Origin of the sequence: Pseudoclavibacter sp. Z016 (genome assembly GCF_002931215.1) — a bacterium.
GTDB lineage: Bacteria > Actinomycetota > Actinomycetes > Actinomycetales > Microbacteriaceae > Pseudoclavibacter.
The window spans coordinates 15815-41663 of the sequence record NZ_PSTU01000005.1 but is presented as its reverse complement, the minus strand read 5'-3'; the positions used below and the strand labels follow the sequence as shown (position 1 = coordinate 41663).

The 25849-nt window shown below is 66.7% G+C and carries 20 protein-coding genes; 7 read left to right on the top strand and 13 right to left on the bottom strand.

The features are described 5' to 3' along the window. The first annotated feature begins 45 nt into the window (after positions 1 to 45). The 5 genes from C5B99_RS03320 (at position 46) to C5B99_RS03300 (ending at position 7638) form a co-directional block, all read left to right on the top strand. Entirely contained in the window at positions 46 to 1107 is a 1062-nt protein-coding gene (locus C5B99_RS03320) for an acyltransferase (protein WP_104240374.1), read from the top strand. 258 nt (positions 1108 to 1365) lie between these two features. Next, positions 1366 to 3195, top strand: coding sequence for an ABC transporter ATP-binding protein (locus tag C5B99_RS03315; protein WP_146080475.1), 1830 nt, complete (start codon positions 1366 to 1368; stop codon positions 3193 to 3195). Further along, positions 3192 to 5372, top strand: coding sequence for a glycosyltransferase (locus C5B99_RS03310; RefSeq protein ID WP_146081925.1), 2181 nt, complete (start codon positions 3192 to 3194; stop codon positions 5370 to 5372). The genes C5B99_RS03315 and C5B99_RS03310 overlap by 4 nt, the downstream gene beginning before the upstream one ends. After that, positions 5369 to 6685 carry a glycosyltransferase family 1 protein gene (locus tag C5B99_RS03305; RefSeq protein WP_104240371.1) on the top strand — a complete coding sequence of 439 codons (1317 nt, stop codon included), beginning with the start codon at positions 5369 to 5371 and terminating at the stop codon, positions 6683 to 6685. The genes C5B99_RS03310 and C5B99_RS03305 overlap by 4 nt, the downstream gene beginning before the upstream one ends. Next, entirely contained in the window at positions 6682 to 7638 is a 957-nt protein-coding gene (locus tag C5B99_RS03300; RefSeq protein ID WP_104240370.1) for a glycosyltransferase, read from the top strand. The genes C5B99_RS03305 and C5B99_RS03300 overlap by 4 nt, the downstream gene beginning before the upstream one ends. A gap of 31 nt (positions 7639 to 7669) precedes the next feature. Here the strand turns inward: C5B99_RS03300 and C5B99_RS03295 are convergent, their stop codons facing one another. The 10 genes from C5B99_RS03295 to C5B99_RS03250 all read right to left on the bottom strand — a co-directional run bounded on the left by C5B99_RS03295 (position 7670) and on the right by C5B99_RS03250 (position 20567). Beyond that, positions 7670 to 8722, bottom strand: a complete 1053-nt coding sequence (locus tag C5B99_RS03295; RefSeq protein WP_181064925.1) for a glycosyltransferase — start codon at positions 8720 to 8722, stop codon at positions 7670 to 7672. 163 nt (positions 8723 to 8885) lie between these two features. Continuing rightward, on the bottom strand, positions 8886 to 9902 hold the full coding sequence (locus tag C5B99_RS03290) for a glycosyltransferase (RefSeq protein ID WP_104240368.1): 1017 nt from the start codon (positions 9900 to 9902) through the stop codon (positions 8886 to 8888). Further along, positions 9899 to 12052 (bottom strand): glycosyltransferase, encoded by a 2154-nt coding sequence (locus C5B99_RS03285; protein WP_104240367.1) that lies wholly within the window; start codon positions 12050 to 12052, stop codon positions 9899 to 9901. Before C5B99_RS03285 ends, C5B99_RS03290 begins: the two co-directional genes overlap by 4 nt. Continuing rightward, positions 12043 to 14289 carry an N-acetylneuraminate synthase family protein gene (locus C5B99_RS03280; protein ID WP_104240366.1) on the bottom strand — a complete coding sequence of 749 codons (2247 nt, stop codon included), beginning with the start codon at positions 14287 to 14289 and terminating at the stop codon, positions 12043 to 12045. Before C5B99_RS03280 ends, C5B99_RS03285 begins: the two co-directional genes overlap by 10 nt. After that, positions 14286 to 15041, bottom strand: a complete 756-nt coding sequence (locus C5B99_RS03275; RefSeq protein ID WP_104240365.1) for a cytidylyltransferase domain-containing protein — start codon at positions 15039 to 15041, stop codon at positions 14286 to 14288. Before C5B99_RS03275 ends, C5B99_RS03280 begins: the two co-directional genes overlap by 4 nt. Then, positions 15038 to 16078 carry an RNA-binding protein gene (locus C5B99_RS03270; RefSeq protein WP_104240364.1) on the bottom strand — a complete coding sequence of 347 codons (1041 nt, stop codon included), beginning with the start codon at positions 16076 to 16078 and terminating at the stop codon, positions 15038 to 15040. The genes C5B99_RS03275 and C5B99_RS03270 overlap by 4 nt, the downstream gene beginning before the upstream one ends. Continuing rightward, positions 16069 to 17064, bottom strand: a complete 996-nt coding sequence (locus C5B99_RS03265; protein ID WP_104240363.1) for a glycosyltransferase — start codon at positions 17062 to 17064, stop codon at positions 16069 to 16071. The genes C5B99_RS03270 and C5B99_RS03265 overlap by 10 nt, the downstream gene beginning before the upstream one ends. Before the next feature lie 69 nt (positions 17065 to 17133). Then, complete coding sequence (locus C5B99_RS03260) at positions 17134 to 17676, bottom strand: hypothetical protein (protein ID WP_181059669.1); 543 nt, start codon at positions 17674 to 17676, stop codon at positions 17134 to 17136. After that, positions 17676 to 19274: a polysaccharide biosynthesis tyrosine autokinase gene (locus C5B99_RS03255; protein ID WP_104240361.1), complete on the bottom strand. Its 1599-nt coding sequence runs from the start codon at positions 19272 to 19274 to the stop codon at positions 17676 to 17678. The genes C5B99_RS03260 and C5B99_RS03255 overlap by 1 nt, the downstream gene beginning before the upstream one ends. A gap of 150 nt (positions 19275 to 19424) precedes the next feature. Then, positions 19425 to 20567 carry a glycosyltransferase gene (locus C5B99_RS03250; RefSeq protein ID WP_104240360.1) on the bottom strand — a complete coding sequence of 381 codons (1143 nt, stop codon included), beginning with the start codon at positions 20565 to 20567 and terminating at the stop codon, positions 19425 to 19427. A gap of 220 nt (positions 20568 to 20787) precedes the next feature. Here C5B99_RS03250 and C5B99_RS03245 point away from each other — a divergent pair, with 220 nt between their 5' ends. Beyond that, complete coding sequence (locus C5B99_RS03245; RefSeq protein ID WP_146081143.1) at positions 20788 to 22008, top strand: O-antigen ligase family protein; 1221 nt, start codon at positions 20788 to 20790, stop codon at positions 22006 to 22008. Positions 22009 to 22318: 310 nt separating this feature from the next. Here C5B99_RS03245 and lepB read toward each other — a convergent pair whose 3' ends face one another. Both lepB and C5B99_RS03235 read right to left on the bottom strand, forming a co-directional pair. Then, a complete protein-coding gene (lepB, locus tag C5B99_RS03240) occupies positions 22319 to 22990 on the bottom strand; it encodes a signal peptidase I (protein WP_181059671.1) in 672 nt (223 codons plus the stop codon). Positions 22991 to 23049: 59 nt separating this feature from the next. Continuing rightward, positions 23050 to 24198 carry a hypothetical protein gene (locus C5B99_RS03235; RefSeq protein WP_181064924.1) on the bottom strand — a complete coding sequence of 383 codons (1149 nt, stop codon included), beginning with the start codon at positions 24196 to 24198 and terminating at the stop codon, positions 23050 to 23052. A 223-nt stretch (positions 24199 to 24421) separates the two neighbouring features. Between C5B99_RS03235 and C5B99_RS19165 the strand changes: the two genes are divergently transcribed. Next, positions 24422 to 25411: a nucleotidyltransferase family protein gene (locus tag C5B99_RS19165; RefSeq protein ID WP_181064923.1), complete on the top strand. Its 990-nt coding sequence runs from the start codon at positions 24422 to 24424 to the stop codon at positions 25409 to 25411. 42 nt (positions 25412 to 25453) lie between these two features. Here the strand turns inward: C5B99_RS19165 and C5B99_RS03225 are convergent, their stop codons facing one another. Next, positions 25454 to 25795 (bottom strand): PqqD family protein, encoded by a 342-nt coding sequence (locus C5B99_RS03225; RefSeq protein WP_104240355.1) that lies wholly within the window; start codon positions 25793 to 25795, stop codon positions 25454 to 25456. Between the last annotated feature and the right edge of the window lie 54 nt (positions 25796 to 25849).

The window sequence follows — 25849 nt, the reverse complement described above, 5'->3', positions numbered from 1 at the left end:
CGCGTCCACCCCCCTGAAGGCGCGCGTACTTCTTGAGGGGGATCCATTTCATCGACACGATTCAGAGAACTGGACGGCCTGCGCGGCCTTGCGGCTGCTGCGGTCGTCGTAGGTCACTTCACGACCACATTCTCCGTTCACTACCCGACGGCGCCGGCAAGCTCCTTCGAGCTGCATCACGGCCAGTTCGGAGTTCAGCTCTTCTTCCTCATCAGCGGGTTCGTCATCCTCATGACCGCTGATCGGGCCAAGCGCGCTTCCGACTTCGCAATCTCACGGTTCGCCCGTCTCTACCCGGCCTACTGGATAGCCGTGGTCATCTCGGTCGTCGTGGGCGCGCTCGCGAACGTTCCGGGAACGCAGCTGACGCCGCTCCAGACGCTCCTCAACTTCACGATGATCCAGCGGCTGCTGCTCGTTCCTGACGTCAACGGCGCCTTCTGGACGCTGGCGGTGGAGATGCAGTTCTACATCATCGTCTTCCTCGTGCTCTTGCTCACCAAGTGCAGGCTGACGGACGTGCTCCTGCGATGGTTGGTGGCGGCCTGGCTCGTCATCGCGGTCGGTTCGGCCGTCGTGGCGGCAGTCCTTGCCCCCGGCATCGACATCACGGCCGCTCCAGTTCTGGTCCGCGCGATGGTCAACGTCACCCTCGCGGAGTACGGGCCGCTGTTCTGCCTCGGAATGCTGCTCTTCATGGCCCGCAGGAACCAGCGGTTCGAGTGGCTGACGATCCCGGCCTTCCTCGCCGTCGTCGTGTCTGCCGCCCTGCTCCACTCGCCGAGCTACGCCGCGATCGTTGCCGGCATCAGCGTCTTCTTCGCTTTCGTCGCGCTGCGCACGTCGACTCCTCCGCTTCGGCTGAGTCCCCTGCTCTGGCTCGGAAAGATCAGCTACTCGCTCTACATCGTGCACGTCGTCGTCGGCTACGCGACGATCGATCTCCTCTGGCCGCTCATCGGACGCGACCTCGCGGTGCTCGTGGCGATGCTCGTGGTCACCGTTCTGGCCTGGGGCCTGTACTCGCTCGCCGAAACCCGCATCACGCCAGCTTTGCGACGTTCATTGCTGCACCGGGCTGACGGACGAGGAAGGACCGCGACGTGAGCCATGTGAACACGTTGGCCATGGCCGTTGGCGCCAGTCTCGGGCCGACCTGCTCCTTGGCGCGTTCTCGCCGGCGCCTCAAGCTGCACGAAGGCCGGCCTCCGCGACGATCTGCCGAACGCCGCGGCGCTCCTCTCCCGAGTCGGGGCCCGGATGTAAACCGCGACTTCTGGAAATTGCACGTGATTTCGCGGGTGATATCCTCCGTTCGGGGCCAGCTGATGCTGTCGGCTCTTCACACACCGAAGTCCACTTGAGGTGACTACGATCTTGCTATCTAAACTGCAGCTCATCTTCTCCAAGGGGGCTCGCCGGAAGTTGATCATCGGGCTGATCGGCTCGGTGATCGTCGCACTCGCTGAGACTGGGTCGGTGCTCCTCGTCGGTCCGCTCTTGGCCATCCTCGCCGGCGGCTCCACGACAGAGGGCATGCTGGGCACCGTCGCGACGCTCTTCGGGAACCCCACGCCGGAAGTACTGATCATGTACCTGCTCGGAGGGGTGGTCGTCGGCTTCGTGCTGAAGGACATCTTCTCGATCGCGTTCCGCTGGTGGATTCTGGGCTTCATCAACCGCGAACAGGCCCGAACGGCCACTCGAATCCTCAACTACTACCTGCATGCGCCGTACAGCCTCCATCTCGGTCGAGGCACGGCTGATCTCCTGAGGACCATGGGCACCTCCGTCGGCCAGCTCTATTCGCTCGGCGTGATCGCGGCGCTGAACGCCATTACCGACAGCATCACGATCGTGGCGCTTCTTGTGTCGATGCTCATCGTCATGCCCCTGCCCACGCTGATGGCCTTCGTCTACTTCGGCATTGCCATGTTCGTCTTCGCCCGAGTCATCCGTCCGCGTGCGGAAGCGGCTGGCCGGATGAAGATGGATGCAGCAACACATGGCTATCGCGCGGCCCTGCACGCCCTTGGCGGCGTCAAGGAGATCAAGATCCGCAGCGCTCAGCCGCACTTCGTCAACGTCTACGAGAAGGTCGAGCTCCAGCACGCGCAGGCTCTCCGCCTCGTCGGCTTCCTCGCGGAGGTTCCGAAGTACTTGCTGGAGGCGCTGTTCATCCTGGGCCTGGGCGGGCTCATCATGTTCCTGCTGAACACGGGTGGAGGCATTGCAGCGGTGACCTCGATCGGTCTCGTCGGAGCCGCTGGCTTCAGGCTCCTCCCGTCGCTCTCTCGTCTCCTCGCCTCGATCTCGAACCTGCGCGTCGGAGCGCCCGCGCTCGACGAGGTCTGCACCGAACTCGAACGCGCAACAGAGTACGAGACGAGCGCGAACCTCGCGGCCGCCAACGACGGCACGCTCGACTTCTCTCACACTCTCGAGGCGAAGAATCTCGGCTTCCGCTACGAAGACGCCTCGGAGAATGTCCTGAGCGACATCAACCTGACCATCCCAGCAGGTTCGACGCTCGCGCTCGTCGGATCAAGCGGTGCAGGCAAGAGCACACTCGTCGACATCATCCTCGGGCTCCATCGCCCCACCGCAGGCACGCTCACCGTTGACGGGCAGGACCTGCGCGACGACCTCGTCAAGGCCTGGCAGCACCACGTCGCGATGGTTCCGCAGGAGGTCTTCCTCCTCGACACCAGCCTGCGGGAGAACATCGCGTTCGACGCCACGGCCGATGAGATCGATGAGGAACTCCTCGCCGAGGTCGTGCAACGAGCACAGCTGCAGGACCTTGTCGATTCTCTGGAGGGAGGCCTCGACTCCTCTGTCGGCGACCGAGGCTCACGGCTTTCCGGCGGTCAGAGGCAGCGCGTGGGCATAGCTCGTGCCCTCTACCGGCGCCCTTCGCTTCTCGTGCTGGATGAAGCGACTTCAGCTCTCGACAATGAGACAGAACACAAGATCATCGAGACCATCGACGGGCTCAAGGGCGAGGTGACCGTCGTCATCGTCGCTCACCGGTTGTCCACGGTCCGCGAAGCAGACGCGCTCGCCTACATGAAGAACGGGCAGGTCGCCGGATACGGCACCTTCGAAGAAGTGCGCTCCAGCAACGCTGATTTCGCTCGTCAAGTCGAGTTGGGCCTGCTGAAGGTCACCGACAGCGATCCCGTGACTCCGTGACGCGGCCTCAACCTCTTGAGACGCGCGTCGTCATGCTCGGCGGCGCGGTCCCGTACCCGGGTGTTCGCCACGCGGGCGGCCTGTACGTCCACCACCTGACGCGGTCGTTGTCGGAACACGGTGTGGTCGAGGTGATCGCTCCGGACCACACCGCGAACCAGAAGGCGCTCGAGCATGTGGACGCGCGCGTCGCAGCGCACCTGGTCGGCCGATGGGCGTCCCCCAGCTCACGACAGCGGCTGCTGCAACGCGGCGTCGGGATCGTCGAGAGGGGCTGGAGGCGCGTCGATCCTGCAGCACCCCCACTCGGCATCCTCGTGAGCCTCTACTTCGATCCGCGGGTGCGCGAGTCCGTCGCGAGCGCCGACCTCGTCGACCTGCAGTGGTTCGAGTTCATTCGCCTCGCCCCGCACATCCGACGTCTCAATCCGAGCGCACGGATCGTGGGCACCTTCCACGATGTGCTCTCGCAGCTCTACGCGCGTCGCGCTGACGACGGAGGCCTCGGGCGGTGGCGGCGCGCTGAGACCGTGGCCATCGCCGCGGAACGTCGCTCCCTCCGGCACCTCGACAGCGTCCTGACTCTGAACGAGAAGGATGCGGAGCTGCTGAGGCGACGCGGAGCGACCGAGGTCGAGGTCATCGACCCGCCTCTCTCCCCAGTTGCACTGCCGACTCGTGACGTGGACAGCGCCTCCCCGGAGGTCGTGTTCGTCGGATACTTCGCGCGGCAGGTGAACGTCGATGCGGCGAGCTGGTTCATCGATCAGGTCTGGCCGGAGGTCATCGCCGCGGTTCCCCACGCCCGGCTCACGCTGGTCGGCCTCGACCCGGATGGGGCGCTGGCTCCTCTCGTCTCGCGGGCGGTCCAGGTGACCGCGGCGGGATTCGTCGACGAGCTGTCGCCGGTCTACGCGCGAGCCGCTGCTGTGGTCGTTCCGCTCCTCTCAGGCTCGGGTGTGAAGTTCAAGACCATCCAGGCGATGACGCACGGCGTGCCGACGATCTCGACCTCCGTGGGCGCCGAGGGGATTGCGCACAGCGACGAGCTGGAGGCGGTGACGGACAACCCCGCAGCGTTTGCGGGGGCCGTCGTCGGGGTCCTGCGCGACCAGCGAGGCGCCGACCTCCGAGCCGACGACCTCGCCGGGAGACTCTCGGCGACCTACGGCGAAGAACGGTTCAGGGAGACAGTGAAGAGAATCTACGGCCAAGACGAGCCACAGGCAGCCGTCGACACGGACTCCGTGACGGTGGTCATTCCCTACTACGGGGAGCCGACGGACACACTCAACCTCATCGAGCAGCTGCGCGGGCAGGACGGTCTCGCCGAGATCATCGTCGCCGATGACGCGTCTCCCGTCCCCTTCCCCCAGCAGCCGGGGGTACGACTCGTGCGCCGCGAGGCCAACGGCGGGTTCGGCGCCGCAGTGAACACCGGCTCAGAACTGGTGGAGACCGACCTGATGCTGGTCCTGAACAGCGATCTGGAGGTGGGCGCAACGTTCATCCGCGACCTGCTCGATGCCGCTGGACCACTTCCTACCGCGGTCGTCAGCCCTCAGGTGGTGAAGTCGAGCGGTGAGCCGGAGTGGACCGCTCGCCAATTCCCACGCATCAGACACCACGTGGTCGAGTGGCTCTCCCCGCTCGCGCGCTGGCGCCACCTTCCTGCACTGCAGCGTGCCGTTGGGCACGTGACTGCGCTCACACCAGGGGGCAGCGACCGAGTCGACTGGGTCATCGGTGCCGCAATGCTCCTTCCCGTCAGGGATTTCAGGAGTGTCGGAGGTTTCGACGAGCGGTACTTCATGACGTCCGAGGAAGTCGATCTGCAGCGGCGTCTCCTCGCACGGGGCGTTCCCTCCTACGTGGCGAATACCGTCACCGTCACGCACGTCGGTGGCGGATCGTCGGACACTTCTCTGCGGCGGCAGTGGCTTCTGACTGCTCGGCAGCGCTACGTGAACAAGTGGGGCGGTTCGGTCGCCTTCACGACATCCCTGGCGCTGGCGAGCCTCGTCAACTTCGCGGTGAACGCCCCCCGGCAGCTGACCGGACGTGACCTCGACGCGCGCGCGACGCTGCGATACGAACTCGGCCTCCTCCGGACAGCGAGGCAGCAGGCGAGCCAACCGTCGCACCCGTCGACCCGTATCCGGGCGGAGCACGCATGACCGCCAAGACTCCACGCACGGTGGCCCTTCTGGGGACCAGGAAGGTCGCGCACCTCGCGAAGGGTGCGCTCGGCAAGGTCCACGGCGCACTCGCGGACGTGGAGGCCCGCCTCAGCAGGCGTATAGATGCGGGTGCGCGAGCCTCCGTCACGCCGGACGAATTGCTGGCGAGTCGCTTCGCCGCCTTCCGCCCACTCCACGCAGCCCCGCCAGCGCCCGGTCAGCGCCCGTCGGTCACGGTGTTCGGCTTCTTCAACAGCAGCGGCTTCTTCGGCGGCATCGCGACCCTGCTCAATTTCAGTGCGACCGTCGCCAACCACCTCGACTACGACCTGCGCCTGGTGCACACCACCTCGTTCGACGGTGACCCGGACGTCGCCGGCTTCCTCAGGAACCAGGGCATCGATGTCGACCCTTCGCGCATCCACTTCGTGAACGCAGCTCACCGCCGGGCCGCCGGCGCCTCGCTCCCCCTGCACCCCGACGATCTGCTGGTGGTCAGCGCCTGGTGGGACGCATTCGCGGTGGATCGACTGGCACACGACCGCCCGTATGTGTACCTCATCCAGGACTACGAGCCGATCTTCTACAACAACGGCGACCAGCAGCTCTGGGCTTCGTCGACGTACGAGTCAGTGAAGTTCGTGCCCGTCCTCAACAGCTCGATCCTGCACGACTACTTCCGGACGACTCCGCACCATCGCGTCGCGGCCGAGGCGCTTGTCTTCGAGCCAGCGGTGCGAGTCCCCAAGCGAGAGTCGACGCTCGTCGAGCGACCTGGCAAGAAGCGCCTCTTCTTCTATGCCAGGCCAGAGACTGATCGGAACCTCTTCTACACCGGCCTGCTCGCCATCGACCAGGCATTCGAGGAAAGCGCCGAGCTTCGTGACAACTGGGATGTCTGGCTCGGTGGAACCCACACGATCCCCCCGCTGCGGCTCAAGAGCGGACTCGAGTTGCAGCGGCTGGGGAAGATGTCGTTCGAGGACTACCAGCAGTTCACGCTGACCGCAGACCTCGCCATCTCCCCGATGCTGGCACCCCACCCGAACTACCCGACCCTCGAGTTCTCCCGCCTCGGGACGCCAGTCATCACAACCTCCTGGGAGACGAAGATCGACCTCGACCGCTACTCCGAGATGATCACGCTCGTCGAACCGACCGTGGCCGCGATGTCGCAGGCGATCATCGAGCGCGCGACGCGCGAGACAGCGCAGGAGGGCGCGGCTCCGAAGACCGAGGAGTCCTGGACACAGGCACTCGCTGAAACTGCCGCGACCGTGACCGCTCTGCACAGAGGCGCTCTCGGATGATCGCGCACGATCTGACCCTCGTCATCGTGGGCTACAAGCACGAGCGCTACGTCGGAGACCTGCTGCTCTCTCTCCAGCAGCAGACGATCTTGCCCAGCCGGATACTGCTCATCGACGACGACCCAGCAGGAGAGACCGCGGACGCCGCCGAGGTGTACCTCGAAGAGAACCCTCTTCACGTGTCCATTCAACGCAACCGGGTCAATCGAGGGCTCTGCGCGAGCCTGAATTCCGCGCTGTCGACGATCGATACAGAGTTCTACGCATACATCTCTGCCGACGACTGGATGCTCCCGACCCGCTTCGAGCGCCAACTCGAAGCGATGGCCGGCGCCTCCGCAGATGTCGCTGTCGTCTACTCGAACGCACTCCGAGTCGATGAGCACGGAAAGCAGCTCGAGCGCGACTTCAAGACTGAGTACGCGTGGCCTCCTCGACTGAGCGGGTCTGTCTACAGTGAGCTCTGCGAGTACAACTGGTTGCCTGCGCCCTCGGTCATGCTCCGGACTCAATCGGTGAAGGAAGCAGGAGGCTACGACCCCGATCTCTTCTTCGAAGACCACGACCTGTGGATCCGGCTCGCACTGAAGTCGGACTTTCTCTGCGTGGACGAGCCTCTCGTCGCTTTCCGCGAACTCGGGTCGTCGCTTGGACACCAGCAGTTCCACACCACGAATCCCCGCTTCGTCATGGCGTATCTCCAGATATTCTCGAAACAACTCGGGATCACGCCCGAACTCGACGCTGAGATGGAGAATCGCATCTGGACGCTGGCTCTGCGTCTCTGGCGCATCGAAGGACCGACGCCACGAGTCGTCGACTACCTGAAGACCTCTTTCCGTTCAGCTCCGAACCGGGTCACCGCACGGGTGTACGTTCTCTTGGCTCGTGCAGGGGTTCGAGCAACGGCAGTAGATCGCGTTCGAGGGTTCCTCCGCGCTCCGCGCGCCTAGGAGTTCGCGACCGTTCGCCTCGGAGGCGAAGCTACGACGCGCCAGCGATCGCTCGAAAGTGGTTCACTCGCTCGTCGAAGGTGGTCTCGAAGGGGACCGCCTCCATGAACGAGAGTCCACGGCGGGCCTGAACCTCGAGCTCCATCGGCCCGGTCGCGAGCCGTTCAGTCACTGCTGCCGCCGCGACCACGTCTGGTCTTGCTACGGCCCAGCCACCACCGCCAGCGGCCAGCAGCGGCGTGAGCGTCCTGTTGTGAAAACCAAGGACAGGAACCCCCGAACCCATCGCCTCGAAGTACGTACTCGCCGAATCCCCCTGAACGTGCGGCAGGAACATGAGGTCGACCTCGCTCCGCACAAAGGGCTTCCAGTCCTTCTCGAAGTCCAGGAATCCCGCGAAGCGCACATTCTTCGACTCGAGCCGGCGGAGCGCCGGTTCCAGATTTCCTGATCCGATTATCGTGAACTCGAAGCTGATCGATCTCCGTTCGAGTTCCGCGATGAACGGCTCGATCAACTTCACTCCCTTGATCTCGGTCAGACGGCCCGAGTACGCGATTCGCAACGGCCGATCGCCGTGCCAGTACTCCCGACGGCTTGCGGCAGCCATGTCACCTGCACGCATCCTGTGATCGAAGTACATATGCGTGGAGGGGTTCACGGCCTTGTAGTGCTCGGCTGCCGAGTGACCGTTGCATTGAAAACCATCGGCTCGGGCCGCGAGGGCATCCAGACGCCTCGTGCGCCGAAGCGCGCCGACTCTGATGCGGGCCCGGTCGACAGCTCCACGGGCCGTGACGAGACCAACCTCAAGGCGAACGGCGGGCGACCAGTCGTCAGTGAAGATGACCTTGAAGTGGTGGCCGAGAAGCGACGGACTCAGCGGTCCCACAACTGAATGCATGACCAGGTCAGCCCCGAGTCGGGAGAGGGCGGGCGCGTCAACTTGCGGGATGAATTCGAGGTCAGCGGCGAGATCGTGATCGGCCCACATCATCTGGGGGTCGTCTTCCTCGGCGAGAAGAGGAGCCTCGAGCGAGGACACGAGCACCTTGCCCGGCCACCTCTTCGCGTACTCGGCCAAGCCCGTCATGGATTTCGCGAATATGCCGAGCTTGCCATCCGCAGTCACACGAAGCGGGCTGTCGTTGAGGTAGAAGAATCTCACGGGCATTCCTTGGAGAAGGAGGTGGACAGGATGGGTGTCGACATTCGATGTTCACCAGCACGGCGATGAAACGCAGAGCTCACTTCGACGTGGAAGCCGAGCGTCGCCGCTGGAGTCGATTCGAGATCTTCACGGTGAGGATGCGCAACACACGCTGCCACCGCTCCAGCGAGCCGATGCGCTGACGCTCGACTCGACCACAGAGGGCTGCCCACTCGTCGACGAGCTTCACAAGCGAGTACTCATCGGCGCGGCGTGCCGCCCCGAGGCGGATACGCTCGAACGCCTCGGGTTCAGCCCGCAACCGTGCGAGCGTCGCTGGAAGCTCTCGAGCGTCGTTGATCAGCAGGCTGTCCTCTCCCGGGCTCGCGAGCTCGAGGTACGAGGCCTCGCCGCTGATAATCGGCACCGTGCGGGCATTCCATGCGTTGATGAGCTTCGTGGGCGGCTTCCGCACGTCGGCGTTGTCGACCATGCTGCCCCGGATGCACAAGGTGAGATCAGCGTTGCTGAAGTCATGCCAGGTCTGATCGCTGCCGTTTGTCGTGCTTGGAGAATCTATGTGCAGGCTGAAGCCGCTTGCGACGATGCCTGCAACCATGTCGGGCTCAAGGAGAACCTTCGGCACATGCTCCGGATTGCATTTCAGCGTGATCGCCTCGAAGACCGTCCTCGTCTGATCCCTGGGTATCAGCCCCCTCTGCGGGAGCGCAGGAAGGTACTCGGCGTCAGCACCGTAGCGCTGAATCCAGTACGCCGAACGATTCGGCACGATCACACGGTCTGGCCGGAATGGTGCGTCGAAATGCAACGCGGAATCACTGCGGATCATCAGACACGGGAATCCCGACAGCACCAGCGCCGTCCGGAGGTTGACGAAGTCCGAGATGAAGGCGACGACAAGAGATGTGCCGCCCGGCACATCCGGTCCGAGCGTGACGTCGTACCCCCGATCACGGAAACGCGCGAAGAGCTCGAGGATGTTGTGCCCGAATCCCGATGCGAACTTCTCGGGATCCTCGTCCGGTCTCCAGTGCCGGGCAACGCTTGCTACCTCTGGATCTTCGCAGTAGAAGTGCCAATTGCCATCGTTCACGCTGACCTCGACTTCCCGAGCGGCTGACCTACCAGCACCAGACGCAGGAGTTCACTCACCGAAGCCGCGCCGGCACTCGGGGAGTAGTGGTCCTGCCAACGCCGCGCGTTCGCGTCCACGTTGCTGTCAAGCCCACGCTCGATTTTCCGCTCGATAGCTGCCGCGAGTGCGAGTGCGTCGCCGGCAGGAAACACGTCGCCGCTCTGCGGCGGAACGATCTCCGGCAAGGCCCCAGCGTCGCTGACGAGCACCGGGACTCCCGCGGCCATCGCTTCGGTCACGACGAGTCCGAACGGCTCGGGCCACACCGAAGGGACCACAAGCAGGTCGATGCGATCGAAGAACGCAGCTGGCGCCACCCAGCCCGGCCGGTCGGTGAGGTGCGCGACGGGCTGCAACGCCTTCTCCACGGCCAGCTGAGCCTGTTTCGAGACGAATCGTGGCTCGCCGGCGAGCAGCAGCCGATAGCGCCCAGGTTTGCGCGCCTCCAGCTCCTGCACGGCGGCGGCCAGCACGTCCACGCCCTTGTCGATGGATGGCCTGCCCAGGAATCCGAGCACGATCGGCGGGCCGCTCGACACCCGGTTGCGTGTGCCGGGGCTCTGGCTCCAGTTCGGCAGCACCTCTGCGTTGCCGACGGCGGCCGCCATCGACGCGGATGGCACGAGCGTCGTGAGCGCCTTGAAGCGCGCCAAGGGCTCGAGGACGCGCAGCGCACCCAGTGGGCGTTGGTGGAGGTGCACGATTCGACCGGGGTGCCCTGCTGTCGCGGCGGCGGGTACGAGCCCGTTGCACCAGAGGAATCCCCGTCGCTGTGCGGCATCCCAGCGGCGGAGCGCGAGCATCCAGGATCTCCGCCCGGCCGCCTCGAGTTCCACCACGCGATGCCCGGCACCCCGCGCCGCAGCGACCAGCTCGCCCGGTTCGGAGGGGCCGACGATGGTCACGTCGACGCCGAGCTCCTCGAGCACGGCGGCGATGTTGAGGAGCATCACCTCTCCCCCGCCGATGTCGCCGTTGTTCGTGGCGATGGTGATGTGGTCCGGGAGGCCGCCCGGCAGGTCGGACGTGACTCCCGCCTCGGCATAGACACCGGCGATGGCTGAGGTCATGTCGGAGACCGACGGCCAGTCGTCGAGCGTCGTGACGGCGTCGGCGTCCAGGAGCGCACGCGCGACCTGCGCGACATCTTCGGCGTCGACGAGTCCGGCCTCCGCGACGATCTCCGGGTTTCCGCCGACTCTGGAGGCCACGATGCGCATCCCACGATTGGCCGCGTCGAGCAGCGAGTAGGAGCAGTTCTCCCAGACCGACAGCTGCGCCAGCACGTCGGCTTCCGCCATGGCCGCGTCGGGGTCCACGAACCCTGGGAAGTCGACGGCGTCGGCGAGGCCGAGGTCGCTGACCCGACGCCGCAGCTCCGCGCCCAGCTCGCCGACCCCGGCGATCGTCAGCCTGGCGCCCGGTCTCTGCGCGTGCACGCGAGCGAACGCATCGATGAGCTGCGGGATGCGCTTCTCGGGAGAGAGCCGCGCGAGGGCGAGCACGCGCAGGGAGTCGGAGGCGCGCACCGCGTGCGGGGGCAGCCGGTCGACGCCGTTGTGCACGACGTGCACGTGCTGCTTCGGGCCCCACTTCGCGAGCATCGCCTGCTTGGTCGCCTCGGAGACGGCGATGACGCCCTCGAACCGACGGAGCCGCACTCCGTGCACCCGAGCCATGAGCTGCGACTTCCAGGAGGACCCGTGATAGACGCTGTCCTCGCCGGCGATACCGTGCTCGCTCGTGACGCGCACGGTGCCAGGTGGCAGGGGCGTGGCGGCCACGACGACATCCGCGTACGCGAGATGCGAGTGCACGACAGCAGGCCGGAGGCGGCGCGCCGCCGACCTGAGGGTCCGGATCGACCGGCTCAGGCCGGCGTCTGGCCCGACCCTGCCCACGGCGAGGCGTGCGCCGACGGCACGGAGACGATCGACGAGAGGCCCCTCCGGGCAGAGCACGACGAGCTCGAAGCCGGGAATGCCCGCCTCGACCACGTCCAGGACGTGACGCGCGACCCCGCCCAGGTCGGCAACAGGAATCACCCAGAGCGCGATCGGCCGCGAAGAGCGGCCTCCGTCAGGTGCTGCCCGTGCCTCTAGAGCCACTTCTCGAGCCGATCGAGCGCCGTCCAGAAGCCCTGGCCGTTGTCGATGTGACCCTGCCAGATCTCAGGGATGAACGGGGCACCCGGCGCGAACTCGTCGAGCTGGCCCGCCAGCAGCGGCCAGTCGACCTCGCCATCGCCGACCTGGACACCCTCGCCGTCGACCCCCGTCGCGTCGACGAGGTGCAGGTGGATGCTGTGCGGCGCGACGAGCTCCGTGTAGTCGGAGAACTGCATCCCGAGGAAGTTCGCCGCGAGCTTCGAGTGAGACACGTCGAAGCAGAGCTTCGTCCCCGTCGTCGCCGAGAACTCCGCAGTGTCATGAGGATCGAGGAAGAGGTTGTGGAACTGCTGGCCTCCCATGAGCCACGGGAACGGCGGAAGCGTCTGCGCCGCGATCCGCACGCCGTCCGTGTCGAGACGCTGCACTGCATCCGCAATCCGCGCGTACATGGCGGTGCGCGCCTGAGCGGGGACGTGCTTGTCCTTCGTGAAGCCGCCCATCGTGACGACCATGATCGGCTCGCTCGAGCGCGTGAACCACTTCTTCAGGCTGCGGGTCGTGTCGATGGTCCGCTGCACCTCGCGGATCGACCGTTCCCAGTGCTCGTCGTCCGTCGATGCGAGGTCGACGAGGAAGTCGCCGGAGAACAGGTCTGGCAGGTGCGTCGTGAAGTCCATGTCGAGGGGCTCCGTGAAGAAGCTGTCGATGTCGACCTCGAGGTCCTTGTACGAGAAGTGGAACTCCAGGAAGTCGGGAGTCGAGTTCTCGATGAGCTTCTTGTAGTCGTGGTACCGAACAGGGAGGCCCCACGGGCGACGGAACTCGAACTCTCGCCCGACGGAAGCGGTGTCGGTGAGGTCGCTCTCGAAGAAGAACTCGCCTTCCGCCATGTCGTGGTTCACCGCGCGACCCACGAGCTCGTCGAGACGGTTCGGCTGCAGTCCGCGACCGGGGCTCTTCACGGCGATGTCCTCAGCTCGGAGCACCTCGCCCTCGCGCAGCTCTCGCGCCGCGACCAGCGACTTCGCGAGCGTCGTCCGGTTCATGAGCTCGCCCGTGGACACCTCTCGCGGTGCCGCGTTCCCCAACGAAAGCTCGATGTCTCGGATCTGCTCGACCATCTGCGCGAACTCGTCCGGGAGCAGCGAGACCGTGTGGTCATTGCCCTCCATGCCGCGATCGACGGTGAAGTGCTTCTCGATGATGCGCGCCCCGCGTGCGACCGCAGCGACGGGCACGTGCCAGCCGCGCTCGTGGCCCGAGTAGCCGACGATGCTGTCGCCGATCTCCGCGAGCCGGTCGAGGTAGGCGAGGTTGATGTCCTTGAACGGTGCCGGATATGTCGACTGGCAGTGGAGCAGCGCGAAGCTGGAACCCAGGGAGCGCATGAGCCCGACGGTCTCGAGGATCTCCGACTCCCGGGACATTCCGGTCGACAGGATGAGCGGGAGCCCACGCGAGCCCGCATCGCGGAGCAGCTCGTGGTTGGTGAGGTCGGCGGAGGCGATCTTGAGCCCCTCGATGCCGTAGTCGACGAGCGCCTGGACGCTCGGTCCGTCCCACGGCGTGCACATGAGGTCGACACCGCGGTCGCGCGCATGGTCGAAGACCGTGAACAGCTTCTCCGCGGGGAGCGAGACGCGCGAGAGGAGATCCAGCGTGTACTGCGCTCCGAGGTCTTCGCCTGCCGTCGACCCGCCGCTCTGGCGGTACAGCGCGTCCATGTCCCGCAGCTGGAACTTCACGGCGTCGGCGCCCGCGTCGGCGGCGAGGTCGACAAGTCGCTTCGCGAGGTCGACATCGCCGTTGTGGTTGTTGCCGATCTCAGCGATGACAAACGCGGGGTGGCCGGCGCCGATCTCGTGCCGACCGATGCGCAGCACATCATTGCGGTCGATGGCGACGGCGATCAGGTGGCCCGTCTCGTCGACGAGCGGCAGGTGCGTGATGCCGCCGTGCCCGAGCAGCGGAGCCAGCTCGGACGGCGTCGACGTCGCCGGCGCGGTGCGGGTGCTCGTGTTGGCGACTTCGACGCACGTGACGTCGAGCGAGGCCGTCGGGTTCGCGACGATCCAGCGACGGAAGTCACCGTCGGAGAGCGAGCCGCGCAGACGACCGTGCTCGTCGACGCAGAAGACGATGCGCTGCTGGTTCGCGCTGATCTTCTGCAGACCGACGACGATCGGGTCCTCCGCGAAGACGATGTACGGGGTGAGGTTGCGCTCGAAGATCACTGAGCGGAGTCCTTGTCTGTCGATGCTGCGGTGTGCGCTGACGGAGCGGCGGCCGCGTCAGGATGAAGCTGGGAGAGCTGGTGGTCTGCGATGGAGAGATCGAGCTCGGTGTCGATGTCGACGCCTTCGAGGTCATCCATCTCGAAGATGCCGATCGTGCCACCGAGCCGGTTGTGCTCCCGCTCGTAGATCTCGGTCTTCGTGAGGTAGAGCGAGCCCGTCTCGCGGTAGAACATCTGCGTGCGCTGCAGCTCCTGGCGGCGGGGCCTCGCGCCGATCGTGAAGTGCGCCTTCGGCTGGTCCCCCTCTGCCGCTCCGTACTGCCAGAGGAACGGCGTCTGGGGCACGGCACCCACCATCGAATCGACGCCCGTCGCCGCGAACTGCGAGATCGCACGGTCGAGGGTGCCCGGAAGCCGCACGGGCGAGGTCGCCTGCAGGAGCATGACGGCATCCGGTCGTCGCCCGGCGGCCGTGTACTCGGCGATGGCGTGCTCGACCACCGGCTCGGTCGCCGTCGTGTCTTCAGCGAGGTGCGCGGGGCGCAGCCACGGCACCTGCGCGCCGGCTTCCCGTGCGATGGCGGCGAGGGCCTCGTCGTCGGTGGAGACGAGGACATCCATCTGGGGACGCGCCGCGAGGGCCTGCTCGATGGTCCAGGCGACCAGTGGCTTGCCGGCGACTCGGCGCCTGTTCTTGCCCGGGATGCCTTTGGAGCCTCCCCGCACGGGGATGACGCACAAGATCCTCATACTGTTTCCTCCAGAATCCGCGAGATGCTCGCGGCTATCAACTGTGCTGGCTCTGTCTGGGGAACAGGAGGGGCAGGAGTCGAATCGCTGCCCCACTGCGAAAGACCATACCGTGTCCAGAAGTCGCGCACCCACTCGGGCGGGTCGACGCACGTCACCCAGGCATCCTGGCCGGCGGCGGCGGCCTCGAGGACCCCCGTGGAGAAGACGGAGACGACCGGCCGGTCGAGGGTCGCGAGCGACTGGCCCGAGCTCTCGAAACGCACTCCGCGCCGCTGCCAGGCGCGGTGCTGCAGACGCGACAGGCGGTCGGTCTCCGCTGGGTGCGGACGATACTCGGCACCGGTCGTCGTGCAGAACGTCCGGGCGGTCCTCGCCGACGTCCACCGAGACAGCTCAGCACCGTGCAGCTGGCCGAGGAAGACGGGAGTCGCGTCTCCGGGACCTTCGGGACGCCCGCGGTTGCGACGCGAGGCATGCCAGAGCAGCTGCGCACCCACGACCTCATGCGTGACATCACCTCGTCCCGACTTCCAGAACTCGGCGTCGTCCTGGGAGAACGCGAGCAGGTGACTGCCGCGAGCCAACGGCGGCGCGAACGGCGTCGTCAAGCCATGCTGGGCCACGACGAACCGTGCCCCGAGCTGCCTGCTCCAGCGGTAGCCGACGGCCCCAGCGGGAAGGAAGTGACCTGCTGCGAAGACGGCACGAACGCCGCGGAGCTCCCCCGGGAGGTCCAGCCCCTTGAGCCGACGGCTCGTCCAGCTGCCGTCGAGCATCCCGCTGAGGTCTTTCGGCGCGAGAACGGCGACCTGTTCGCCTTCGAGGAACCGCAATGGCTCCGCGTAGGCCGCGACCGCACTGGGGGTCGGCACATCGATGAGGACAAGCAGACGCGGTTCGGGCCCGTTGACCATGAGCGTGAACTCCGGCTCCGCAGAGGGACGCCGCACACGGGTCATGATCTGGCGTTTGAGGGACCTCGAATTCTGCCAGCGCTGCCACGCCTCGAGGTCCTCCGGAATGTTCAGTCCCACAGCGCCTCCAATGCTCGAGCGCGGTGCTCGAGGGTGTGCTCGGCCAACGTCCGTCTGCGAGCTGCCTCGCGCACCTGGGCGGCCCACGCGGGCTCGCGCTGCGCGCGACGCGCCGACTCCACGATCTCCTCGACGCTCTCGAACACCAGCACCTCCTTGCCGACGTCGTAGAACTCGCTCACATCGGGCCTGTCCACGAGCTCGAGCCCGCCGACGCCTGCGGCCTCGAAGGTGCGCATGGTGAAGCCGTCCTGATTCGCGTGCACGTTCAACGTCGCGAGGCTTCCCGCCATCACGCCGTACGCGGCGCCCCGCGTCAGGTCTCCGCTGGCAGGCACGCCTGCCGACCGGAAGCGTCGCGTCCTCACGACGTCGGAGAGCTTCCGTGACCAGTCGCGGCCGTACGCGCGCACGGGAACTCCAGAGCCCTGGATGCCGCGCACCAGCTGCTCGCGATTCGGGTAGCGGGCACCGACCAGCGTCACCGCCGGCACCTCGACGCGCGCGAACGACTGGCTCGAGTCGAAGCCGAGGGGAACGAAGACGGCATCCGCGCCGTGTTCTCGAAGGAGGCGCACGTCGTCGTGGCTGTAGCTCGCGACGCGACCGGTCGACGCCAGGAACTCCGGCGTGTACCTGGTCCTGCGGATCTCGTCGTACAGCCAGACGACGGACGGTACCGACTGTGCGCTCAGGGCCTCCCACCAGGCGTCGCCGAGCTGGTCGCCCTTGATGACGAGGACCGCCTCGAAGGTCTCTGCGCGCAACTGCTCTACTGCGCGCGAGGTGGCCTTCTCCGCCGCGGCACGAGACCGCATCGACTCCGGGAGGTCATGGAGCAGCTTGTTCTGGAACCGATCGGCGAACGTCGCGTGACTGTCGTAGCGGTGCACCCTCACCGAATAGCCGATCGACTCGAACGCCGAGGCAACCGCCTTCCAGTACCCGTGGAAGTCGGGACTCACGATGAGCAGGCGCTTCAGCATGCGCCAGCTCCCGCGCAACCCGCACTCGCGCGGCGCCAGCGTGACATGTCCACGTTCATTCCCTCGAGGTCAGGTCGTTTGCAGACGGGGAGTCCGTGCGATCGCGTCGATGCCCGGGAGGATGGTCGCCAGGAGGGCGTCGATCTCGGCGACTGCCTGCTTGGCCACCGCGGGGCCGCGGCCGTACGGATCCGCGAAGTCGAGGTCGCCGCCCGGCGGGGTCTTGACATGCGCGAGGAATGGCAGCGGCGCCGCGCGCCGGGGAATGGTCTCGAGCAGCCGTGCCGCGCTGCGGATCGTGAAGGTGTTTCGGACGGCCTTGGGCGACTCGCTGAGCATCCACGATCGGTGCGCACCCTCGAACGCGAGCACCAGGTCTGCCTCCTTCAGCATGGAGACGTCGACCTGCCGCGCCGCGTGGGGCGTCGGCTCGACGCCCAGCTCACGGACGGCCGCCGAGATCGTCGGGTCGATGTCCTCGCCGACGAGAGCACGGACGCCAGCGCTCGACACCTGCCAGTCGCTCTCAGGCCCGAGCTGCGCACGCGCGAGGAACTCGGCCGCGGCCGAGCGCGCGATGTTCGCGTGGCAGACGAAGAGCAGGCTCGGCACTAAGCGCCTCTGCGCGATCGACGGCTCTGTGGCTGCTCGGTTGCGACGGCAGTCGGAGCCGAGGACGGAACGGGGCCCGCCTGCGGCTGCACAGGAGCAGCCTGCTCGGCGGCCGGCTGGGCCGGGCGGGAGGGCGAGAGCGACTCCCGCTGCGGTGCGGCCACGTCAGGCTGGGCACCGAAGTGCTCCGAGGGGTCGGTGTGCCCCTTGACCGCCTTGAACTTCGGCATGCCCTTCTTGTCTGCGGTGACGTAGTAGCTGCGGTTGCGGCGGTACTCGTAGCCGTCTGCGCTGTCGCGCGGGGGCACCATGTTGAGCACCGTTCCGAGCATGCGGCTGTGCACCTGCTTGAGCATGTCGCGCGCGGCCATCACGTCCTCCCGGCGGGTACGACCCGCGGAGGCGACGAGCACGACGCCGTCGACGCGCGTGGACAGCACGGCGGCGTCGGTGACGGGCAGCAGCGGGGGCGCGTCGATGACGACGATGTAGTCCTTCGAGAGCAGGCTCACGATGGACTTCATCGCCTCCGAGCCGAGCATCTCCGACGGGTTCGGGGGGATGCGCCCGGACGGAAGTACGTAGAGCCCGGGGATCTTCGAGCCGACGAGCGCATCCTCGAGCGACACCTGGCCGCTGAGCACCTCGCTCAGACCGATCTTGCCGTCGATGCCGAGGACGGTCGCGACGGTCGGACGACGGAGGTCCGCGTCGATGAGGATCGTCGGCGTGTTCGACTGCGCCAGGACCTGCGCGAGCGAGGTCGCGACGGTCGACTTGCCCTCACCCGCGTTGGCGCTGGTCACGACGATGGAGCGGATCTCCTCGTCGACGCTCGCGAAGCGGAGATTCGTGCGCAGTCGCCGGAAGGACTCGGCGGCGATGGCGTCGGCGTCGTTCGTGCCCCGGTTCTTGCCCATGAGCTGCGGCGACTTCGGGATGCGACCGAGCGTTCCGGCGCCGGAGGCCGTTGCGAGGTCCTTCGAGTCGCGGACCTTGACGTCGAGCGAGCGACGCAGGAGCGCGAAGGCGTAGGCGAGCACGAGGCCGATGGCACCACCGATGATGAGATTGTTGCGGAGGTTGGGGCTGACCGGCGACGTTGGCTCGACGGCGTTCTGGAGGGGAACGACGGTGACTCCGGAGGTTCCGCCCCCGACCTGCGTCTCGATCTCCGTGATGACGTCGGCCATCGCCTGCAGCGCCCCGTTGGCCAGCGCGACCGCCGATGAAGGCGTGCTGGCACTGGCGCTGACCTGGATGAGGTTGCTGTTGGGTGCGACCGTCGCGGAGAGACGACCGGTCAGCGTCTCGCCCGCGGCGAGTCCGGAGTTGGGGTTCTCGGCGATCTTGGCGTACACGGGCTGGCTCGTTATGAGGGGAAGGTACGAGTTCGCCTTGGTGATCGCCTGCTCCGAGCCGTCGATGGACGAGAACTCTCCGGAGCTGCCGGCGATGACGAATCCTGCGGAGTCGGCTTCGTAGACCTTCGGCTGGATCTGCGTGTAGCCGAACGCGGCCAGCAGCCCGACGATGACCCCGATAGCGAGGATCTTCCAGCTCTTGCCGGTGAGACGCAAGAAATCGAGTACCGTCACAGCGCGTACGCCTCTCCTAGACACAACATTCCGCGCACGGGCATGAGACCCGTGCGCGAGGACAACTCACAGTAACAACTGGACGCACCGAACGCCATCCGCTGGCCGTTCATGCGGTCCAGGGATGCGGCATCGCGCGACACGCGCATGTCACTTCTCCCCACGGCGCGTGGCCGCTTCGTCGACGAGTTCGTGCAGCCGCCGCGCGAATGCCTGTTCGGAGAATCCGTGGGCGTGGGCCTTGATGGCCGCGACGTCCCAGACCTGGAAGCGCGAGGCCGCGACGGCGTCCGCGATCGCGGCGGCGGTCGGCACGTCGAAAAAGCGTCCAGTTGCCCCTTCGCGCACGGTGTCGAGGTACCCGCCGGCCCGGAGGGCGATGCTGGGCTTGCCCCACGCCGCCGCCTCGATCACGGTCAGTCCGAAGTCTTCATGCGATGGCGCGATCAGCGCGCGGCTCCTGGCGTACAGCCAGCGAAGGTGCTCGTCGCTGATGCCGGAGACGAGGCGGACGTTGTCCGGCAGCATCGCCGACAGCTCAGCCCGCTGGGGACCGTCGCCGACGATGACGAGGCGCTCGTTCGGCAGGCCCGCCACGGCTCGGATCGCGGCGTCCACGTTCTTGTAGGGAAGCAGGCGCGACACGAGCAGGAGGTGCCCACCGCCGCCGACGAAGTCAGCGAGTTCTGGCATTGCGGTTCTCGGCCCGCTGATGTCGACGCTGTGCGGTGGGAAGAGCAGCTCTGACGAACGCCCGTACACATCGGAGACTCGCTGCTGCACGATGGACGAGTTCGTGAGGTAGGTATCGACGCTGGCTGCCGCCTTCTGGTCCCAGCGCTTGAGGAACGGCGTGAGCATGCGCAGGCCCATTCGCGCAGGGGAGAGACGGCCAGCGCCGCCGAGGTACTGGTCGCTCAGGTAGAGATAGCGGGCGGGCGAATGGCAGTACGCGATCGTTCTTCCGGTGGTTCGAAAGCCGTGCGCCCACCCGGTTGTCGATGCGATGACGACGTCGGCGTCGATGTGCATGCCGGAACTCGCGGCCGCCAGGAGCGGCAGCGCCTTGCGGTGGTCTCTCCGGAGCGGCCCGACCTTGTTCAGCGGGGACGTGACGATGTCGATGTCGCGGAACTCGGGGAACGTCGTCTCCGGCTCGTAGAGCGTCGTGAAGACCTGCGCCTCGGGGAACGCTCGGCTGAGGGAGAGCACAACACGTTCTGCGCCTCCGCGCTGCGTGATGTAGTCGTGGGCGATCGCGACGCGGGGACGCGGAGAGCCAGTCGCGCGCATTCCACCACCTCGGTTTTCGTTCATGGGCCACCAATGGGAGGTGAAATGCAGATTCCCCGAATGCGGATCCTGGAATTCCAGAAACCCGACTCCCCACATTCTATGCAGGCCGGCTCAGCCCTGTGGCCGAGGAGCAACGATCCCGCAGAATCGCTTCCCCCCGGAACCGCTCTGCAGCGGCGCTGTTGGACAGCACCGGCAAACACCGTAGCATCGGAACGTGACAGAGCATTCTCCGTTGGCAGGGGCCATCAGCAAAACTCCGGACTTCGTTCGAGATTCCATCTTTGCCGTCGGCAGCACTCGCATCATCGATGCCGTGCTGATGATGTTCTTCGTCGTCCGCATCGCGACACCCGGCATCGGGCTCCCCGTGAACGACGTCGCCGGACTGCTCCTCGTCGCCGTCGCCGCCTTCCGCCGGCCCACCAGGCAGCTGAGCGGCACGACCTGGTTCGCGGCGATCAGCGTCCTCCTCGTCACGTTCCTCGTCATCGTGGCGATCGCGACGGGCCCGAATCAGGCAGACATCACCCGCCTCGGCCGAATCCTCATCCTGTTCTTCCTGGCCGGCTTCATCGCCAGCGGACGCATCGACATCGTCTCGGGCCTCAAGGGATTCTCGGTCGGGCTGCTCGCCAACATCCCGCTCTTCTACGCAGGGCTCGCCCCGGACACCTACGGCGGGCTCCTCACCGGCTTCCTCAACGACAAGAACGTCGCCGGATTCACGTACGCGATCATGACCGTGCTCCTCTTCCTGATCTACAGGCGCCTCTGGACCCGAATCGCCCTCACCGGCCTCGGCCTGGGGGCAGTGGTGCTGACCGACTCTCGGACCTCGATGGCCGCACTTGCCGCAGCCATCATCTGGCTGGTCCTCGCGCGCTTCCTCGGCCCGTTCTTCCGCGTCGTCCTCGCCGGAGTGCTGCTCGGCGGGTTCTTCTATGCAGAGAACAACCTCTCGCAGGTCGGCGCCTACGCCGCACGTTCCGGATCAGACGAGCTGCGCGACCGAATCGATGCCGCATCGCTCGAGAAGACACTGGCTGCGCCCTGGTACGGCCACGGACTCGGAGAGGCGACCACCGAGGTCGCCGGGGATGTCTGGTTCTTCCACAACTCCTACTGGGGCCTCATCACGGAGGGCGGCTACGCCTTCCTGCTCGCCATCCTCGCGCTCCTCGCGTTCGCTGGATTCCAGTTCCTGGGGAAGGGTAAGCAGACGCCTGAAGCCCGCATCGTCGAGGCCGCGACGATCGTCATCCTGCTCTGCTCGTTCCGCCTCGGAGAGGTGTTCATCACCCTCCCGACCTTCATCGCCATCGGCATCGGCCTCGGCATCTACTCGCAGCGACACTCTGACTGGCTCGTCCGTCAGGCGGCAGCGGGCCCGGAGGTCGAAGGGGCGCTCTTCCCCATCCAGCAGCGCGTCAGCTAGGTCGCCGACCCGGCAGCGTCCGGCAGCGCACGAGACGACGAAGCGCCCGACCCGCACGAGGCGGGTCGGGCGCTGTGCTTCCAGCGCAGGGGGCCGAGCTGGAAGCGTCTGGGCCGGGACGCGTCTCCCCAGACACGAGACCCGACCTGCGCCGCGAAGCGGCGGCCGGTGCCCCCAGGCGCCAGCATCGCGACAGCACGTCCATTGTGCTGCGAACGCGGATACCGCTCACGCGAAAGGGAGATTCTGGCGCAAGTGGGGCACGAAACGGCAGCAGATGCCGCGCCCACCGCGCCGGGCCGCTGACGGGTCAGACGGCGCCGAACCGCGGAAGCGGCCACACGATGGAGAAGACCTCGCCCACGACGTCGTCGTCGCGGACCGTGCGCAGGCAGGAGGCGTCCACTCCTCCGCCGCGGCACGCGGCGAGCGAATCGGAGGAGTTGGTGCGGTTGTCTCCGAGGACCACGATCTGGCCTTCCGGCACGGTGAACTCGTCGAAGCAGCGCAACGAGGCCGGAGACGTGGAGCAGTCGAGCGTGCCTGGCACGAACTCGAAGTCGAGGTCGACGTAGGAGCTCTCGTCGAGCGCGGTTCCGTCCACGACGATGCCACCTGTCGCCGGGTCGACCGCCATCGTCTGACCTCCGGTCGCGATGACGCGCTTCACGAGGATGTGCGAGAAGCCCTGGCCGATGCCGAAGACCTCCCCCACCACGCGTGCGGCGAATCGCAGCGGATCGCTGGGAGCCTCGGGCGGCGCCTCGTCCCACGTGTCAGAGGCCGCGAACACGACGATGTCACCCGTGATCGGTTCGGCGTCACCCAGGTACGCGAGGCGATTGACCAGGATGCGGTCGCCGACGGCGAGCGTGTCGTCCATGGAGGCGGACGGGATGGCGTACACCTTGACGAAGAACGCCTGCACGAGCGCGAGGACCGCGAACGCGGCGACGAGATGGAAGAGCGGATGCGACGTCACACGTCGCAACCGCGATCGCGGCGCCCGTCTGCCAGGGGCGTCCGCGAGGTCGCCGTCGCTCACTGACCCGCCGTATTGCCGACGACCGCGGCTTGCACGCGTTCGACGAGATTCGCCTCCACGAGACCTTCGAGGGCCACCTGCACCAGGTGACGCGCGTCCGGGACCTCACCGTACTGCTCGATGAGCGCAGCTGTGAGGCTCGTGAGGGTCGTCCAGTCGCCGAGAAGCTCCCAGAGACCAGGCGCGATGCCGGCCAGTTGCCTGACGATGCGCGATTCGAGCGTGACCGCCTCGTTCTCGAACAGCAGCCAGTGGACGCCAGAGGCGCGTCGGTAGGAGTCCTCTCGGACGGTGGCCGAGGGTGTCCTCGTGTCTGCCACGCTGTGACCCGATGTCCACGGCTGGAGGTCGCCCTGAGCGGCGAGGATCTCGGGGACCAGCGCAACGACCTGCGAGGCCTCTGAATACGTGACCCGTCGCACGCCGTCGGTGGCGTCGATGAGCTCCGCAAGCTGCACCAGCGGATCCGGCAGGGCGGGCAGGTAGCTCAGCTCCGGGACCATCGAGCCGATCGCACTGCCGGTCGCCACTGGCGAGAGCTGCGGGCCGTCGACGAGCTCGTGCTCGTCGACACGGTGCAGGAGCACGATCGCGGCGATCTTGAGCGGCGCCTGCGGGAGGGGGCGCAGCCCGAGCTTCGCGGGTGAGAGCTGCGCCTTGGGCCGAGCCGAGTCGACGATGACCGAGAGCGGCTTGCGGTACGGCAGGACGGTGCCGTCGAAGTCGACGGCGAGGGTCTCGTCGGTGACGTAGCCGAATTCGCGGCCGAGGGTCCTCGCGAGGGTCGTCTTGCCGCGCCCAGAAGGACCGACGAACGCGATGACTCGGCCGTCGTCGAGCGCGACGCCCGCCGCGTGGAGCATCACGAGGCGACCGCCGTTGTGCTCGATCGCGTCGAGCGTCACCGTGGTCGAGATCTGCGAGGCCAGATCGGCTGCCGAACCGCTCACCACGTCGGTTGCCTCGGGTTCGCTCAAGGGAGCGAGCGCAAGACGATGTGATTCGTCAGGCTCACCTTCCCCGGGCTGGCCAGTCACGTCGGCCCAGGACTCCCGCAGATCCGCCTCGAACTCCGCCGAGATGCTCTCATCGAGGCGAAGTTCTACGTCTACGCCAAGTGGATTCAGGCGCAGTGTTCTCGTCATGCTGGCAACTGTACCAAGCAGGCGCGGCCTGGGACGGCTCAGGGGAGCACTCCCCATTCCCGCGCCTCGAGCTGTCGCCCGAAAGGGAGGCTTCGAGCACACCTTCGAGGCGGTCCGAACGTGCCGTCCGACGCCTCAGAAGTGCACGCCCACACACTCGCAGACCTCGATATGCTCGCTCTTGCGAGTTCTCTCGGCTCGCGACGCAGATCTAAGGACCCCAGTGACCGCAGCAGCCGCGTCCCCGGACGCCGCGACCATCGCGTTCTCGGTGAACGATGGAGTCGCGCTGTCGACGGCGCTCACGCAGCATGTCGCCCGCGAGCAGGGCATCCGCATGCTCGTCATCAAGGGGCCGATCTCCGCCGATCTCGGACTGCGCACTCGCCGGTACTCCACCGACGTCGACATCATCGTCGAGCCCGGCCGCGCGAAGGACCTCATCGAAGCGCTCCAGGCGTACGGGTGGCGCCCTCGCCCTTGGCCCGACTTCCCGAAGCTGCTCGAGCAGCACTCGCGCACCCTCATCCACGAGTCCTGGCCGAACGACATCGACGTGCATCACTACTGGCCTGGTTTCCTCGGCAGGCCGCAGGAGGCATTCGATCGCCTGTGGGCGCACCACATCCAGGTCACCGTGGCCGGCCACCCCATCGACACTCCCGATCGGGCGGGCAGCGCCCTCGTCCTCGCGCTGCACTCCCTCCGCGAGGAGGGCCAGGTCTCAGCGGACTCCCGCCAGATGACCGAGTACAGCGAGCTCGTCAGCGCGCTGAAGAAGATGGATGGCTCCGACACGCAGTTCGTCTCGGACGCGCGCTCGACCGCGTCCCTCACGGAGCAGATCCTGCAGGACGCGGTCGGAACGGACTCGACGCAGACCGCGCGACGCTTCCTCACAGACCTCGGACACGATGTCCCGCTCGTCCCGAACTCGAACGCCAGCGAGGCGCTGCGCCTGTGGCGTCTCAACGCCAAGGCTGAGCACGCGATGACGGGCTGGATGCTCAAGCTGCAGCGGGCTCCCGTCCTCGAGAAGCCGGGCATCGCGGCCCGCGCGTTCTTCCCCTCTCGCGCGGATCTCGCGGCCATCGACCCCGAGCTGCGCAACGGCACGATCAGCGTCGTCAGGGCCTGGTGGAAGCGAGCGAGCCGAGGGCTGCACGGTCTTGTGCAGGCCAGGCGCGATCTCAAGGCGTTCGACAAGCGCTAGCGGCGTCGGCCACCCCAATGCTGACGGCGTACGTCGCGACTGCTACGCGGAGGTGTGCGAGTCGAGGATCTGCAGCAGGTGGGCGTCCAGCAGCTGCGTCACGAAGCCGAGCACCTGCTCACCGATGACCTGCTCGTCGAGCCCGTAGTCGGCCGAGAGCTCGCGCACGATGAGCTTCAGCGAGCGGACGCCGTCGAGCTCGTCCCAGATGACGGCCGCCGTCCCGCTGAGCACCAGCGGCTTGCAGCTCGTGTCGACGAGCGACAGGACGGTCAGGTCTCCGCTCTCATCGTCGCGGACGAGGGCCAGAGCAGGCGCCGGGGTGATCACGGCCTCGAAGAGCTGCTCGCTCTCACGACGCTGATCGCCTATCGCCTGATCCATCCCGCCAGCCTACTGTTCGGCTGAGATCCACTGCGTGCAACAGACCGGCGCACA

Coding starts and splice junctions, on each gene's coding strand:
- C5B99_RS03305 (WP_104240371.1), top strand. CDS start 5,369: ATGACCGCCAAGACTCCACGCACGGTGGCCCTTCTGGGGACCAGGAAG.
- C5B99_RS03300 (WP_104240370.1), top strand. CDS start 6,682: ATGATCGCGCACGATCTGACCCTCGTCATCGTGGGCTACAAGCACGAG.
- C5B99_RS03275 (WP_104240365.1), bottom strand. CDS start 15,041: ATGAGGATCTTGTGCGTCATCCCCGTGCGGGGAGGCTCCAAAGGCATC.
- C5B99_RS03265 (WP_104240363.1), bottom strand. CDS start 17,064: ATGCTGAAGCGCCTGCTCATCGTGAGTCCCGACTTCCACGGGTACTGG.
- C5B99_RS03250 (WP_104240360.1), bottom strand. CDS start 20,567: ATGCGCGCGACTGGCTCTCCGCGTCCCCGCGTCGCGATCGCCCACGAC.
- C5B99_RS03235 (WP_181064924.1), bottom strand. CDS start 24,198: ATGACGAGAACACTGCGCCTGAATCCACTTGGCGTAGACGTAGAACTT.
- C5B99_RS03225 (WP_104240355.1), bottom strand. CDS start 25,795: ATGGATCAGGCGATAGGCGATCAGCGTCGTGAGAGCGAGCAGCTCTTC.